Source organism: Streptomyces sp. NPDC127100, assembly GCF_042724095.1.
GTDB lineage: Bacteria > Actinomycetota > Actinomycetes > Streptomycetales > Streptomycetaceae > Streptomyces.
Genome location: NZ_JBHXFL010000050.1, coordinates 13,981 through 28,426, shown reverse-complemented (window position 1 = coordinate 28,426; position 14,446 = coordinate 13,981). Strand labels below are relative to the sequence as shown.

13 protein-coding genes are annotated in these 14,446 nt (G+C 70.9%); 6 read left to right on the top strand and 7 right to left on the bottom strand.

What is annotated here, in order from left to right:
• Positions 1–34 precede the first annotated feature (34 nt).
• Together ACFWJB_RS30865 and ACFWJB_RS30860 are read left to right on the top strand one after the other, a co-directional pair.
• Positions 35–880 carry an arylamine N-acetyltransferase gene (locus ACFWJB_RS30865; RefSeq protein ID WP_386926321.1) on the top strand — a complete coding sequence of 282 codons (846 nt, stop codon included), beginning with the start codon at positions 35–37 and terminating at the stop codon, positions 878–880.
• A gap of 143 nt (positions 881–1,023) precedes the next feature.
• Positions 1,024–1,971: a hypothetical protein gene (locus tag ACFWJB_RS30860; RefSeq protein ID WP_386926319.1), complete on the top strand. Its 948-nt coding sequence runs from the start codon at positions 1,024–1,026 to the stop codon at positions 1,969–1,971.
• A gap of 39 nt (positions 1,972–2,010) precedes the next feature.
• On the opposite strand, the gene argS is transcribed toward ACFWJB_RS30860, so the two are convergent.
• A complete protein-coding gene (gene argS, locus ACFWJB_RS30855) occupies positions 2,011–3,768 on the bottom strand; it encodes an arginine--tRNA ligase (RefSeq protein WP_386926317.1) in 1,758 nt (585 codons plus the stop codon).
• Positions 3,769–3,931: 163 nt separating this feature from the next.
• Here argS and lysS point away from each other — a divergent pair, with 163 nt between their 5' ends.
• Positions 3,932–5,674, top strand: a complete 1,743-nt coding sequence (gene lysS, locus ACFWJB_RS30850; RefSeq protein WP_386926315.1) for a lysine--tRNA ligase — start codon at positions 3,932–3,934, stop codon at positions 5,672–5,674.
• A 69-nt stretch (positions 5,675–5,743) separates the two neighbouring features.
• On the opposite strand, the gene ACFWJB_RS30845 is transcribed toward lysS, so the two are convergent.
• The 3 genes from ACFWJB_RS30845 to ACFWJB_RS30835 all read right to left on the bottom strand — a co-directional run bounded on the left by ACFWJB_RS30845 (position 5,744) and on the right by ACFWJB_RS30835 (position 8,996).
• On the bottom strand, positions 5,744–7,063 hold the full coding sequence (locus ACFWJB_RS30845) for a DUF2637 domain-containing protein (protein WP_386926313.1): 1,320 nt from the start codon (positions 7,061–7,063) through the stop codon (positions 5,744–5,746).
• Positions 7,064–7,172: 109 nt separating this feature from the next.
• Entirely contained in the window at positions 7,173–8,003 is an 831-nt protein-coding gene (locus ACFWJB_RS30840) for a DUF3558 family protein (RefSeq protein WP_386926311.1), read from the bottom strand.
• 132 nt (positions 8,004–8,135) lie between these two features.
• Entirely contained in the window at positions 8,136–8,996 is an 861-nt protein-coding gene (locus ACFWJB_RS30835; protein ID WP_385462784.1) for a DUF3558 domain-containing protein, read from the bottom strand.
• Positions 8,997–9,200: 204 nt separating this feature from the next.
• On the opposite strand from ACFWJB_RS30835, the gene ACFWJB_RS30830 reads away from it, so the two are divergent.
• Positions 9,201–10,394, top strand: a complete 1,194-nt coding sequence (locus ACFWJB_RS30830; protein WP_385462781.1) for an RtcB family protein — start codon at positions 9,201–9,203, stop codon at positions 10,392–10,394.
• Positions 10,395–10,445: 51 nt separating this feature from the next.
• On the opposite strand, the gene ACFWJB_RS30825 is transcribed toward ACFWJB_RS30830, so the two are convergent.
• The 3 genes from ACFWJB_RS30825 to ACFWJB_RS30815 form a co-directional block, all read right to left on the bottom strand.
• Positions 10,446–11,273 carry an LAGLIDADG family homing endonuclease gene (locus ACFWJB_RS30825; RefSeq protein WP_386926307.1) on the bottom strand — a complete coding sequence of 276 codons (828 nt, stop codon included), beginning with the start codon at positions 11,271–11,273 and terminating at the stop codon, positions 10,446–10,448.
• Positions 11,274–11,431: 158 nt separating this feature from the next.
• On the bottom strand, positions 11,432–12,211 hold the full coding sequence (locus ACFWJB_RS30820) for an SDR family NAD(P)-dependent oxidoreductase (protein ID WP_385462775.1): 780 nt from the start codon (positions 12,209–12,211) through the stop codon (positions 11,432–11,434).
• Positions 12,212–12,254: 43 nt separating this feature from the next.
• Positions 12,255–12,593, bottom strand: coding sequence for a YnfA family protein (locus ACFWJB_RS30815; RefSeq protein WP_385462772.1), 339 nt, complete (start codon positions 12,591–12,593; stop codon positions 12,255–12,257).
• A 123-nt stretch (positions 12,594–12,716) separates the two neighbouring features.
• Here ACFWJB_RS30815 and ACFWJB_RS30810 point away from each other — a divergent pair, with 123 nt between their 5' ends.
• Positions 12,717–13,814, top strand: coding sequence for an LLM class flavin-dependent oxidoreductase (locus ACFWJB_RS30810; RefSeq protein ID WP_386926304.1), 1,098 nt, complete (start codon positions 12,717–12,719; stop codon positions 13,812–13,814).
• On the top strand, positions 13,811–14,413 hold the full coding sequence (locus ACFWJB_RS30805; protein WP_385462766.1) for an FMN reductase: 603 nt from the start codon (positions 13,811–13,813) through the stop codon (positions 14,411–14,413). Before ACFWJB_RS30810 ends, ACFWJB_RS30805 begins: the two co-directional genes overlap by 4 nt.
• The last annotated feature ends 33 nt before the right edge of the window (positions 14,414–14,446 follow it).

Genomic DNA, 14,446 nt, shown 5'->3' with positions numbered 1-14,446 from the left:
GACGGGGCGGGCGGTGCGTCCCTAGGCTGGCGGTATGGCTGACAGCGAACTGACCGCACCGTTCGACCTCGACGCGTACCTCGGGCGGATCGGCTGGGAGGGGCACCGGGAGCCCGACGCGGCCGCGCTGCGGGGTGTCCACCTCGCCCACATGAGGGCCGTCCCGTTCGAGAACCTCGACGCCCTGGGCGGTACGGCACCCTCCCTCGACCCGGCCCGCCTGACGGCCAAGCTGGTCCACGGGCGGCGGCGCGGCGGGTACTGCTACGAGCACAACACGCTGCTCGCGCTCGCCCTGGAGGCGCTCGGCTTCCGGGTGACCCGGCTGACCGCGCGGGTCGTCGTCGGCGCCGACCGGATCGAGGACCGGCCGCGCACCCACATGGCCCTGCTGGCCGAGGTCCCCGGCGAACCGCGGCCGTACCTGGCCGACGTCGGCTTCGGGGCCGTCGGATCGCTGCTGGAGCCGGTGCCGCTGGTCGCGGACACCGAGTTCCACGACGCCGGGCGCCGCCACCGGCTGGTGCACGTGCCGCACCGGGGGCCGCTGGAGATGTGGGTGCTCCAGGCGCACGGGGCGTCCGCCGGGGCCGGCTGGCAGGCGCAGTACGCCTTCACCGTGGAGCCGTTCGAGCAGCTCGACTACGAGGTCGTCAACTGGCACATCGCCACGAACCCGCGTTCGCCGTTCTCCCGGCGGCCCTACGCGCAGCGGCTGCTGCCGGACGGTCACCTGCTCCTCGACGGGCGGGTCCTCACCAGGACCGGGACCGACGGCACGGTCACCGAGCGGAAGCTGGAGGACGACGCGGAGGTCCGCCGGGTGCTGGCGGCGGAGTTCGGCATCGACGTGCCCGAGGGGCTGCGGCTGCTCCGCTGACACGACGCGCCGGCGACCGGTTCTGGCGGAACGCGTGGGGTTCCGGTGGTTTATGTGAAGCACTCCGGGACAGTCAACTGGGCGTTGTGCAACACCAGTTCGGGCGCCCGGGTGGTGCCCGCCACACAGAGGGGGAGGCATCCGTGCGTACTCGCACCGGATGGCGGCGTGCCCTGCTCGGCACGCTGGCGAGCCTGACGGCGACGATCGGCCTGACGGCCGGACTGTCCGCGCCCGCCGCGGCGGCGACCGGGACACCGGTGGCCGTCACCAAGTACAGCCACACCAGCGCACCCGGCGACTGGGTCGGTCAGGGCGGGAGCGTCGCCTACACGCCCAGGACGGCGGACATCACCGTGTCCGGGGAGAGGGAGGCGCTGACCGTCCGGATCGAGAACGAGACCGACCGGTGGACCGTCGAGCTCGCCGCTCCGGCGGGTGAGAAGCTCCACCCCGGGGTCTACCGCGGCGCGGAACGGGCGTCCTCGCGCACCGGGCGGGCCCCGGGCCTCGACGTCAGCGGCGACTCACGCGGTTGCAACCGGGTCTACGGGCAGTTCTCGGTCAACCAGATCGAGGCGGACGCGACCGGTGCGATCACGGTGCTGGACGCGACCTACACGCAGCGCTGCGAGGCGGCCGACGCCCCGGTCCTCAAGGGCGTCGTCAAATACCGCGCCCACTCGCTTTCCTTCACCTACGTCAGCGAGCCCGGTGACTACCCCGGCCAGGGCAGGAGCGGTACCCACACCGGCGCCACCAGCCTCTTCTCGCTCCAGGAGTGGGGCATCGGCGGACTCCAGTACGACGTGTCCGGCAAGCGCGAGACCTGGTCGGCCCTGCTCGTCCCGCCGGCCGGCGAGAGCTTCGAGGCCGGAGGCGTCTACCGGACGGAACGCGGCAGCGGACCGGGTGTGGCCGGCCTCGACGTGTCGGGCTTCGGCGGCTGCAACGCCAGTAACGGGACCCTGACCATCACCAAGCTGGCCCGCGGCGAGGACGGCGCGGTCACCGCCTTCGCCGCGACGTTCGTCCAGCACTGCGAGGGCGCCGAGCCGGCGCTGCGCGGGACGATCCACTACTACGCCTGACGCCCGACGGACGGGCCGGGTGCGTCCCGGCCCGCCCGCTCAGAGGCGCTCGGGCGTCCTGATGCCCAGCAGGGCCATGCCCCGGTGCAGCGTGCGGGCCGTGACGTCGCACAGGAACAGGCGGTTCTCCACCTGCTCGGGCGTCTCGGCCTTCAGCACCGGGCACTTGTCGTAGAAGGACGTGTACAGCGAGGCGAGCTGGTAGAGGTACGCGGCCAGCTTGTGCGGGGCGTACTCGGCGGCCGCCTCGAAGACCGTGTCACCGAACGCGTCCAGGTGCAGGCCCAGCGCGCGCTCCGCCTCGTGCAGCCCCAGCTCCGGGTGAGCGGCCGGGCGGACCTCGCCGGCCTTGCGGAGGATGGACTGGATACGGGCGTAGGCGTACTGGAGGTACACGCTGGTGTCGCCGTTGAGCGAGACCATCTGGTCCAGGTCGAACTTGTAGTCGCGGCTCGGAGACGTCGACAGGTCCGCGTACTTCACGGCGCCGATGCCGACCTGCGCGGCCCGCTCCCGGATCTCGTCCTCGGTGAGGTCCCGCGCCTTCTCCCGGACGACCTCGGCGGCCCGCTGCACCGCCTCGTCCAGCAGGTCCTCGAGGCGCACGGTCTCACCCGCACGCGTCTTGAAGGGCTTGCCGTCCGCGCCGAGCACCGTGCCGTAGCCCATGTTGTGCGCGGTGACGTCGTCGTTCAGCCAGCCGGCCCGGCGGGCGGTCTCGAAGACCATCCGGAAGTGGAGCGACTGGCGCACGTCGACGACGTACAGCAGCGTGGTCGCGTGCAGGTCCTGGACGCGGTTGCGGATCGCGGTCAGGTCCGAGGCCGCGTAGCCGAAGCCGCCGTCGGCCTTCTGCACGATCAGCGGCACCGGCTGGTCGTCCTTGCCGCGGATCTCGTCGAAGAACACCACCAGCGCGCCCTCGGAGCGCACCGCGACACCCATCTCCTCCAGGAGGCGGGCGGTCTCGGGCATGCCCTCGTTGTACGCGGACTCACCGACGATCTCGTCGTCGCGGATCTCCATGTCGAGCTTCTCGAAGACGGAGTAGAAGTACACCTTCGACTCGTCCACGAACTGCTGCCACAGCTCCAGCGTCTCCTTGTCGCCGGACTGGAGGGCGACGACCCGCTTGCGGGCCCGCTCCTTGAACTCCTCGTCCGAGTCGAAGACCGCGCGCGACGCCTTGTACACCCGGTTCAGGTTCGACATGGCCTGCTCGCCGTCGACGTCCCCGGCCGGGGCCAGCTCGCCGGGGTGCTCGAACAGGTACTGGATGAGCATGCCGAACTGGGTGCCCCAGTCGCCGATGTGGTGCCGGCCGATCGTCTTCTCGCCGGTGAAGTCGAGCATGCCGCGCAGGGCGTCGCCGATGACCGCCGACCGCAGGTGGCCGACGTGCATCTCCTTCGCCACGTTCGGCTGGGCGTAGTCGACGACCGTGACGCCCGCGTCCTCCTTCAGCGGCACGCCGAGGCGCTCACCGTCCGTGAGCCGCGCGGCGAGGTTCCGGGTGATCGCCCGGTCGCCGATCGTGATGTTCAGGAAGCCGGGTCCGGAGACCTCGACGTCCGCGATCACGTCACCGGTGGTGATGTGCGAGACGACCTCGGCCGCGAGCTCCCGCGGGTTCGCCTTGGACTTCTTGGCCAGGGCGAGGATGCCGTTGGCCTGGTAGTCCGCCCGGTCGCTTCGTCGCAGCAGCGGGTCGACGCCGGCGGCCTCGGGCCGGACGGCCGAGAGGGCGGACGCGAGGTGCTGCTGGACGGAGTCGCTGAGGGACGTGACCGAGGCCATGGAGGGATTCGCCGTTCTGCTCGGGTTCCTGGAGTACTACGGAAACCGAGTATCCCACGCGGTGAAAAGCGGTTTTCGCGGATGCGGGCCGGGCTGGGAGAATGGAGCGGTCAGCCGTACGGGCTGCCCGAGCTGTACTCCAGGAACACCAGGGAAAGAGGACGTGCCGATCGTGGCTCAGAGCACAGAGACCACCGACTGGGTCTCCCGTTTCGCGGACGAGGTCATCGCCGAGTCGGAGCGTCGTGCCCCGGGCAAACCGGTCGTCGTCGCGTCCGGCCTGTCGCCCTCCGGTCCCATCCACCTGGGCAACCTGCGCGAGGTCATGACCCCGCACCTGGTCGCCGACGAGGTGCGCCGCCGGGGCCACGAGGTCCGGCACCTGATCTCCTGGGACGACTACGACCGGTACCGCAAGGTGCCGGCGGGCATCGCCGGGGTCGACGAGAGCTGGGCCGAGCACATCGGCAAGCCCCTGACCTCCGTCCCGGCCCCGCGGGGCTCGGCGTACCCGAACTGGGCGGAGCACTTCAAGGCCGCGATGGTCGACGCCCTCACCGAACTGGGCGTGGAGTTCGACGGAATCAGCCAGACCGCGCAGTACACCTCCGGCGTCTACCGCGAGCAGATCCTGCACGCCATGAGGCACCGGCAGGACATCGACGCGATCCTCGCCCAGTACCGGACCAAGAAGGCCCCGGCGAAGAAGCAGCAGCAGAAGCCGGTCGACGAGGCCGAGCTCGAGGCCGCCGAGGGCTCCGGTGCCGCCGCCGAGGACGACGGCAGCTCCGGCTCCGCCGGGTACTTCCCGTACAAGCCGTACTGCGGCAACTGCGAGAAGGACCTGACGACGGTCACCGCCTACGACGACGACTCGACCGAGCTGACGTACGCGTGCACCGCGTGCGGCTTCTCCGAGACGGTCCGGCTGAGCGAGTTCAACCGCGGCAAGCTGGTCTGGAAGGTCGACTGGCCGATGCGGTGGGCGTACGAGGGCGTGATCTTCGAGCCGAGCGGTGTCGACCACTCGTCCCCCGGGTCGTCGTTCCAGGTCGGCGGGCAGATCGTCGGGATCTTCGGCGGCGAGCAGCCGATCGGCCCGATGTACGCCTTCGTCGGCATCAGCGGCATGGCGAAGATGTCCTCGTCCAAGGGCGGCGTGCCCACCCCGGGCGACGCCCTGCGGATCATGGAGCCGCAGCTGCTGCGCTGGCTGTACGCCCGCCGCCGGCCCAACCAGTCCTTCAAGATCGCCTTCGACCAGGAGATCCAGCGGCTCTACGACGAGTGGGACCGCCTCGACGCCAAGGTGGCCGACGGCGGCGCGCTGCCCGCCGACGTCGCCGCGCACGCGCGTGCCGTGCGCACGGCGGCCGGTGAGCTGCCGAGGACGCCCCGCCCGCTGCCGTACCGGACGCTCGCGTCCGTGGCCGACATCACCGCCGGGCACGAGGACCAGGCGCTGCGCATCCTCAGCGAGCTCGACCCGTCCGACCCGCTGGGCTCCCTGGCCGAGGCCCGGCCGCGCTACGACAAGGCCGAGGCGTGGATCAACACCCACGTCCCCGCCGACCAGCGCACCATCGTCCGCGACGCGCCCGACGCCGAGCTGCTGAAGGGCCTCGACGAGCCGTCCCGGCAGTCACTGCGGCTGCTGCTCGACGGGCTCGCCGAGCACTGGTCGCTGGACGGACTGACCCACCTGGTCTACGGCGTGCCCAAGGTCCAGGCCGGGTTCTCCGCCGACGCCACGCCCAAGGAACTGCCGCCGGAGATCAAGACCGCCCAGCGGACCTTCTTCGCGCTGCTGTACCACCTGCTCGTCGGCCGCGACACCGGCCCGCGCCTGCCCACGCTGCTGCTGGCGGTCGGGCAGGAGCGGGTGCGGACCCTGCTCGGGGAGTAGAGGGCCCGGTACGACGACGAGGGGGCGCCCGGTGCACACCGGGCGCCCCCTCGTCATACCGCCACGCCGTCAGGCGATGTGGTTCTCCTCCAGCTCCGCGTTGAAGCGGTTGGCGAAGCGGACGACCAGGCGCTTGGCCTCCGCGTCCGCGAGGGACGTGCCGTACGTCGCCTCGATGTTCTCGCCGAACTCCCGCGGGGTCGGGAAGCTGTCGTCGATCGACTGCTTGAAGACCTGGTAGTACGCGTCCTCGTCCGGCTCCGCGGCGGGGGTGCCGCCGCCGTCCCCCAGTTCGCGGGTGCGGCCCGGGACCACCGGGATGGGGAAGCTTCCGGTCTCCTCCGGGGAGGGCTCCTCGACGGGCGGCTCCTCCTCGTACTGGTCCCGGTACTCGTCGGCCTGCTGCTGCTCCTCGTACCACTGGGCGTACTGCTCGGCGGGGTCGTACGTCGGGTCGTAGCCGCCCTGGTACGCCACCTGGCGGGGGGTGTTGAACCAGGGGCTCTGCTCCGGCCCCTCCGCCTCCGCCTCCGCCTCCGCCCGCGCCTCGGCGTCCGCCTCCGGCCCCTGCTGCGGCCGGCCGGCCGCGCCGGCCCGGACCAGCTCGGGGCGCTTCTCCAGCGAGGGGGCCGCCGGCGTGGCGGGGGCCTCGGCCCGCGGCTGCGGCTCCGGCTGCGGCGCGGGCGGCAGCAGCGCCGGCTCGATGCCCGCCGCCGCCAGGCCCGCCGGGGCGGTCTGCCCGAGGGGGACGCCGTAGCGGGCCAGCCGCAGCGGCATCAGGGACTCCACCGGGGCCTTGCGCCGCCAGGCGCGGCCGAAGCGGGAGCGCAGCCGGGCCTGGTAGACCAGGCGCTCCTGCTCCAGCTTGATCACCTGGTCGTAGGAGCGCAGCTCCCACAGCTTCATCCGGCGCCAGAGGAGGAAAGTCGGCAGCGGGGAGAGCAGCCAGCGGGTGAGGCGGACGCCCTCCATGTGCTTGTCGGCCGTGATGTCGGCTATTCGGCCGACCGCGTGCCGGGCCGCCTCGACGGACACCACGAACAGGACCGGGATCACCGCGTGCATGCCCACGCCCAGCGGGTCCGGCCAGGCCGCCGCGCCGTTGAACGCGATCGTCGCCGCCGTCAGCAGCCACGCCGTCTGACGCAGCAGCGGGAACGGGATGCGGATCCAGGTGAGCAGCAGGTCGAGGGCGAGCAGCACGCAGATGCCCGCGTCGATGCCGATCGGGAACACGTAACTGAAGTTCCCGAAGCCCTTCTTGAGGGCCAGCTCGCGGACCGCCGCGTACGAACCGGCGAAGCCGATCCCGGCGATGACGACGGCACCGAAGACGACCATGCCGATCAGTACGCGATGCGTCCGTGTCAGCTGAAGTGGCGCGGCCACCCGTACTCCCCTCCGTGTGCCTGTTGTTGCGCGCAACAGGGTGGCACATGTGTCCGGGGAACGGGTGGCCGGTGGGTCCTCCGGCGCCTGGGACCCCGAGCGGCGGACGTCAGCTCTTGCCCGGCGTGGACGACGACTTGGGCGACGCGGACGTGGAACCCGGCGCCGACGGTGCCCCGGACGGCGACGACGAGCCGCCCGCCGCGCTGCCGTTGGCGGCCGCGACCGCGGCCACGGCCTCCTGGGCGGCCTTCTGGGCGGCCTTGGCCAGGTCGTCCGCGTCCGGCGTCTTGTCCCCGGCCAGGCCCGCACCGTTGTAGTCGACGGTCACGACGACGTTCTCGACGCGCGCCACGACCGTCTGCTGCTTGAAGGTGCCTTCCTTCTTCTTCAGGTCGTAGCGCACGATCGCGGCCTCGTCGCCCGTGCCGCTCACCGGCGTCGTCTTCACGGCCTGCGCGCCCTCGGCGGTCTGCGCGTCCCGGAGCTGCTTGGTGTAGTGGGCGCTCGCCAGCTCGTCGCCCGCGCCGCGCGCCACGTCCGACTCGAAGCGCAGCATGGACACGCTCAGCCAGCGGAACTGCGAGCCCTTGACGCCGTTGTCGGCCAGGCTGTCCCAGGAGCAACTGCCGCGGTTCGCCGTGTCGTTCGAGGCGCCTTCCTTGCCGGAGCCGGCCTTCGGCACCATCTTGTCCAGCGTCTTCTTCGACAGGGCCGCACACGGCTCGGGGAGCTTCCCGAACTTCGCCGCCTGCACCGTCGGGGACGGGCTGGCCGACGCCGACGCGGTCGTCGTGTCCGCGGCCTTGTCCTTGCCGTCGTCCGAGCCGGAGTCCGAGGAGCAGCCGGCTGCCACCAGCATCACGGGTACGGCGGCCGCGCCGGCAAGGACACGGGTGAGTCGCTTCGCTCGCTGATCACGCTGGGCTCGTCGCTGCATGGTTCCTTCACTCATGGCACTCGTGGTTCCTGCGTTCGGATCGGGTCCGAGAGGTCACCGTACGCGTTGGGCACCGTGCGCGGTCCGGCTTCGCGCGCTTCACGGGCGGCCGGCACGGGGCCTCGATCGGGCTCAGCCGCCCAGCGAGTCCGCCAGCTGGGAAGCCAGTTTCCGCGCCCTGTCCTGCATTTCCTTGCTGTCGGGCACGACTCCGACCGTCGCCGGCTGCTCCGCGTACTCGATGGTCACCATCACGTTCGACGTGCGGAACGCCACAGTCACCGTGCGTCGTTCCGCCGTCGAGCCGGAGCTGCTCAGCTCGTCGTTCAGGAACGCCTCGTCGCCCAGGTCGTCCAGGAGACGGGGCTGGAGGTCGGTGGGGGTGCCGTCGGAGGCGGACGGGCCCGAGGAGGGTGCGGTGGCCGACGCCGAGCCGGAGGCGGACGCGGACGGCGAAGTGCTCGGACCGGCGGACGGCGCCCCGGACGACGGGGCGCCGGACGGGGTCCCGGAGGCCGGGTCCGACGACTCCGGTGCGACCGGCTCGGGCAGGTCGGCCGCCGCCACCTGGCGGGCGAAGAGCTGCTCGGCCTGGCTGTCGTCGCTCACGGAGTTGTCGTAGGACACGACCCGCTCGAAGTCGACGAAGAGATGGTCGGTGGCGTCCGCGGACTCGACCTTCCAACGGCAGCCGACCTTGCGGTCGGTGTTGTACGCGAGCGTCGGCTCGCCCTGGTAGGCCTTCTCGCGCTGGACCTCGTCCGCGATCTCCCGGACGCCGGGCAGCAGCGAGTCGAGCGTCTTGTGGCCGACCACGCGGCACGGCTCCGGGAGCGTGCGGTACCTGCCGGGCTGGGCCGCCTCGCTGGCGACACCGGGCCGGCCGGGCTGGGAGTCGTCCGTCGTGACGCCGTCGTCCGAGCCGCCGGTGCAGCCGGCCAGCAGCACCGCCAGAAGGGCGGCGACGCCGGATACGTAGGCCTTCCGCTGCACGGTGCGGCTCCTCTCGCCGGTGTGGCTGTGGTCGGTACTCCAGTGTCCCCGCTGGTTATTCGCTTGCCGCGCGGGGGCGACCCCTGGAGACAATGTGTATCGCACGCGCCGCCGTGAACGCCGGTCAGCTGTCTCTTTGGCTGCCCTTGGCGCCGGTTCTGCGCTTTGAGACTTCTGTTGTACTTCCGGGGGAATGAGGGCGATATGTCGTACGTGGAGATGCCGGGCGCGAAGGTGCCGATCCGCATGTGGACCGATCCGGCGACGGTCGAGGACGTGGCACTGCAGCAGCTCCGCAACGTCGCGACCCTGCCGTGGATCAAGGGCCTGGCGGTCATGCCGGACGTGCACTACGGCAAGGGCGCGACGGTCGGGTCCGTGATCGCGATGCAGGGCGCGGTGTGCCCGGCGGCGGTGGGCGTGGACATCGGCTGCGGGATGTCGGCGGTGAAGACGTCCCTGACGGCGAACGACCTCCCGGGCGACCTGTCCCGACTGCGCTCGAAGATCGAGCAGGCGATCCCGGTGGGCCGCGGGATGCATGACAGCCCCCTCGAACCGGGGCGGTTCCACGGGCTGGCGACCGCCGGGTGGGACGACTTCTGGGGGCGGTTCGACGGGGTGGCGGAGGCGGTTCGTTTCCGTAGGGACCGGGCGGCTGCTCAGATGGGAACCCTTGGCCAAGGCAACCATTTTGTGGAATTTTGCATTGATACGTTCGATTCGGTGTGGCTCATGCTCCACTCCGGCTCCCGGAACATCGGCAAGGAACTGGCCGAGCACCACATCGGCGTGGCACAGAAACTTCCGCACAACCAGGGCCTGGTCGACCGCGACCTCGCCGTCTTCGTCGCGGACACCCCGCAGATGGCGGCATACCGCAACGACCTGTTCTGGGCGCAGGAGTACGCGAAGTACAACCGCACGCTCATGATGGCGCTCTTCAAGGACGTGGTCCGCAAGGAGTTCAAGAAGGCCAAGCCGGTCTTCGAGCGGGAGATCTCCTGCCACCACAACTACGTGGCGGAGGAGCGGTATGACGGCATGGACCTGCTGGTGACCCGCAAGGGCGCGATCCGCGCGGGTTCCGGGGACTACGGGATCATCCCCGGTTCCATGGGCACGGGTTCGTACATCGTGAAGGGCCTCGGCAACGACAAGTCCTTCAACTCCGCCTCCCACGGCGCGGGCCGGCGCATGAGCCGGAACGCGGCCAAGCGGCGGTTCTCCACGCAGGACCTGGAGGAGCAGACGCGGGGCGTGGAGTGCCGCAAGGACTCCGGCGTCGTGGACGAGATCCCGGGCGCCTACAAGCCGATCGAGCAGGTCATCGACCAGCAGCGCGACCTCGTGGAGGTCGTGGCGAAGCTGAAGCAGGTCGTCTGTGTCAAGGGCTGACTCGAGCGGCCCCCCGGTCCACACCGGGGGGCCTGGCTCATCTGGTGACGGTTAGCGGGGCATGGGCATTCGGCCAGAGCGCAGCCGCCACATGCGAAGGTTGCAGCTCTGCGGAGTTCTGCCGAGCGCCTCGGCGGCCGCTGTAGGGCTATTGAGCTTCAACAGGACTCGGTCCTCGGTCTCGTTCCAGCGGCGTGCCGTGTACGCGGACCTCATTCCGGTCGGGCGCGCCCAAGCGGCGAGTGAGCCGGCGGCGGCGCGCTTGCGTGCCAAGGACAGGCAGCCGGGGTAGTACAGGTCGGCTGCCAGACGCTGGCCCGCCTCCATGGCGTAGAGGACGTTGTAGATGCCGTCTCGTGCGTTGCGCTTGATCATGCGCTGGACTCCGGTCACCTCCTGGGCGTAGTCACAGAGGTGGTGGCCGATGGCAGTGCTGGCCGTGGTGAGGGAAACGAAGGGGAATCCCTTGTTCGTGTAACCCACTGACCCGTCGGCGTCGATGACGCCTCGGAGGTAGTCGCGGCCCGAGAATTCGACGCGCGGCGGAGCGATCGTCTTCGACTTGCGCCCGTATGGGAGCCCGAGGTCGTTCAGGATGGTCCTCGCTTCGAGGGAACACAAGGTCCAGGTGGTCGATGTGTAGGTCGCTGCGAAATTTGTGGACCGGGTGCGCTCGGTGATGCTGGTGCTGTAGGGCGTGAGTTTCTGGAACTCGCGCAGGAGGTCGGCGTCTCGGGCGGCAAGCTCGACGCTCAACTTGCCTTTCCGTCCGACGCTCTGCTGAAGGTGTCCGTCCGCCTGAAGGAAGCCGAACATGTACGCGTACTCAGGGACCGTCAGGTCCATGAACTGATGACCGCTAGGCTCGCGTTCAGCCACAGGGAAGCTCCACTTCCATGTTGGTCAGGCTCTCGGTCGGGACCGGCATCCCGGCCGAGGGCCGTCACGTTGGATGTTGTGGCGCGAGCCTAGGCCGCCAGTTCAATAGCCGTTCGGGTAATCGAACCCGCTTCACCCCTGCGAGTTACCCACCGGCGTCAGCCCTCCCGGTGCACCTTGGTGTTCGACGCCTGGGCGCGGGGGCGGACGACCAGGAGGTCGATGTTGACGTGGGCGGGGCGGGTGACCGCCCACGTGATGGTGTCGGCGACGTCGTCGGCGGTGAGGGGGGCGGCGACGCCCTGGTAGACCTTGGCGGCCTTCTCCGTGTCGCCGGCGAAGCGGGTCAGGGCGAACTCGTCGGTCTTGACCATGCCGGGCGCGATCTCGACGACCCGGACGGGGCGGCCGACGATCTCCAGGCGCAGCGTCTCGGCGAGGACGTGCTCGGCGTGCTTGGCGGCGACGTAGCCCGCGCCGCCCTCGTAGGTGGCGAAGCCGGCGGTGGAGGAGACGACCACGACCGTGCCGTCGCCGCTCGCCTCCAGCTTGGGCAGCAGGGCCTGGGTGAGGTTGAGGGTGCCGATGACGTTCGTCTCGTACATGCGGCGCCAGTGCTCCGGGTCGCCGGTGGCCACCGGGTCGGCGCCGAGCGCTCCGCCCGCGTTGTTGACCAGGACGCCGACGGTCCTGAACGCGGACGCGAACTCGTCGACCGCCGCGCGGTCGGTGACGTCCAGGGGGTAGGCCGTCGCCTGGTGGCCCGCGGCCTGGATCTCCTCCGCCAGCGCCTCGATCCGGTCCTTGCGGCGGGCGGTGAGGACGACGCGGTAGCCGGCGGCGGCGAGCTGCCGGGCCGTGGCGGCGCCGATGCCGCTGCTCGCACCCGTGACGACGGCGATGCGGGAGGCGGCGGACGGGGCGGCTGCGGGGGCCATGGGCTGCTCCTTGGTTCGTACGACCGGTCGCCGCCCAGGGTAGTCAGCCGCCGTTGCGCGGCGCCCACATGATCACGGCCATCCCCGCCAGGCAGATCAGGGCGCCCGTGACGTCCCAGCGGTCGGGGCGGTAGCCGTCGGCCGCCATGCCCCACAGGATCGAGCCGGCCACGAAGATCCCGCCGTACGCGGCGAGGATACGGCCGAAGTGGGCGTCGGGCTGGAAGGTCGCGACGAAGCCGTACGCACCCAGGGCGAGGACGCCGCCGGTCGCCCACAGCCAGCCGCGCTGTTCGCGCACGCCCTGCCAGACCAGCCAGGCGCCGCCGATCTCGAAGAGGGCGGCGACGACGAAGAGGGCGGCGGAGCGCAGGACGAGCATGCGGGCCAGCTTCGCACGGCGGGGGTGGGGCGCGGAGCGGGGGGACGGGGCCGGAATAACGTCCGGGGGCAGGTCGTTTCGACGGTATAGTTGAAGCGTAAACAACTTGGAGGTTGAGCGACCATGCAGTTCGGCATCTTCACCGTCGGCGACGTCACTCCGGACCCGACCACCGGGCGTACGCCGACCGAGCGTGAGCGCATCAAGGCCATGGTCGCCATCGCCCTGAAGGCGGAGGAGGTCGGGCTCGACGTCTTCGCGACCGGTGAGCACCACAACCCGCCCTTCGTGCCCTCGTCGCCGACCACCATGCTCGGCTACATCGCCGCGCGCACCGAGCGGCTGATCCTGTCCACCTCCACCACCCTGATCACCACGAACGACCCGGTGAAGATCGCCGAGGACTTCGCGATGCTCCAGCACCTGGCCGACGGCCGGACGGACCTGATGATGGGGCGCGGCAACACCGGCCCGGTCTACCCCTGGTTCGGCAAGGACATCCGCGAGGGCATCAACCTGGCCGTCGAGAACTACGCCCTGCTGCACCGGCTGTGGCGCGAGGACGTCGTGAACTGGGAGGGCAAGTTCCGTACGCCGCTCCAGGGCTTCACGTCCACGCCCCGCCCGCTGGACGGCGTCGCGCCGTTCGTCTGGCACGGCTCGATCCGCTCCCCGGAGATCGCCGAGCAGGCCGCGTACTACGGCGACGGCTTCTTCCACAACAACATCTTCTGGCCCGCCGACCACACCAAGCGCATGGTCGAGTTCTACCGGTCCCGGTACGCCCACTACGGGCACGGCACGCCCGAGCAGGCGATCGTCGGCCTCGGCGGCCAGGTGTTCATGCGGAAGAACTCGCAGGACGCGGTGCGCGAGTTCCGCCCGTACTTCGACGTCGCACCGGTCTACGGACACGGCCCGTCGCTGGAGGAGTTCACCGAGCAGACGCCGCTGACCGTCGGCTCGCCGCAGCAGGTGATCGAGAAGACCCTCGCGTTCCGCGAGTACGCCGGCGACTACCAGCGCCAGCTCTTCCTGATGGACCACGCCGGACTGCCGCTGAAGACCGTGCTGGAGCAGCTCGACCTGCTCGGCGAGGAGGTCGTGCCGGTGCTGCGCGAGGAGTTCGCGAAGAACCGCCCGGCGAACGTGCCGGACGCCCCGACCCACGCCTCGCTGCTGAGCGCGAAGAACACCGAGAAGGAAGGAGCACGCGCATGAAGCTCGTCGCCGTCTCCGCGGGACTGAGCGTCCCGTCCTCCACCCGGCTGCTGGCCGACCGGCTGGCCGCCGCGACCGCCGGGCGCACCTCGGCCGAGGTGCGGGTCGTGGAGCTGCGCGACCTCGCGGTGGAGATCGCGCACACCTTCACCAACGGCTTCCCCGGACGGGAGCTGTCCGCCGCCTTCGACGCCGTGCGGGCGGCCGACGGCCTGATCGTCGTCACGCCGGTGTTCTCCGCGTCGTACAGCGGACTGTTCAAGTCGTTCTTCGACGCGCTGGGCGCCACGGAACCGGACGCCCTCGCCGGGAAGCCGGTGCTGATCGCGGCGACCGGCGGCACGGCCCGGCACTCGCTCGTCCTCGAGCACGCGCTGCGTCCGCTCTTCGCCTACCTGAAGGCCGTCGTCGTCCCGACCGGCGTCTACGCCGCCTCCGAGGACTGGGGCGCCGAGGGGCTGGACGGGCGGATCGGGCGGGCGGCGGAGGAACTGGCCGCGCTGATGACCGGGCTGTCGACGGCCCGGAAGCCGGCCGGGGACACCGTCGAGGTCGTGCCCTTCGAGGAGCGGCTCGCGGCGCTGCGGCCCGCCGGGTGAGATCTCGGTAAGAAGCCCGGCCGCCCGGTCGCG

Coding starts and splice junctions, on each gene's coding strand:
- ACFWJB_RS30840 (WP_386926311.1), bottom strand. CDS start 8,003: ATGCAGCGACGAGCCCAGCGTGATCAGCGAGCGAAGCGACTCACCCGT.
- ACFWJB_RS30865 (WP_386926321.1), top strand. CDS start 35: ATGGCTGACAGCGAACTGACCGCACCGTTCGACCTCGACGCGTACCTC.
- argS (WP_386926317.1), bottom strand. CDS start 3,768: ATGGCCTCGGTCACGTCCCTCAGCGACTCCGTCCAGCAGCACCTCGCG.
- ACFWJB_RS30805 (WP_385462766.1), top strand. CDS start 13,811: ATGAAGCTCGTCGCCGTCTCCGCGGGACTGAGCGTCCCGTCCTCCACC.
- ACFWJB_RS30810 (WP_386926304.1), top strand. CDS start 12,717: ATGCAGTTCGGCATCTTCACCGTCGGCGACGTCACTCCGGACCCGACC.
- ACFWJB_RS30820 (WP_385462775.1), bottom strand. CDS start 12,211: ATGGCCCCCGCAGCCGCCCCGTCCGCCGCCTCCCGCATCGCCGTCGTC.
- ACFWJB_RS30815 (WP_385462772.1), bottom strand. CDS start 12,593: ATGCTCGTCCTGCGCTCCGCCGCCCTCTTCGTCGTCGCCGCCCTCTTC.
- ACFWJB_RS30830 (WP_385462781.1), top strand. CDS start 9,201: ATGTCGTACGTGGAGATGCCGGGCGCGAAGGTGCCGATCCGCATGTGG.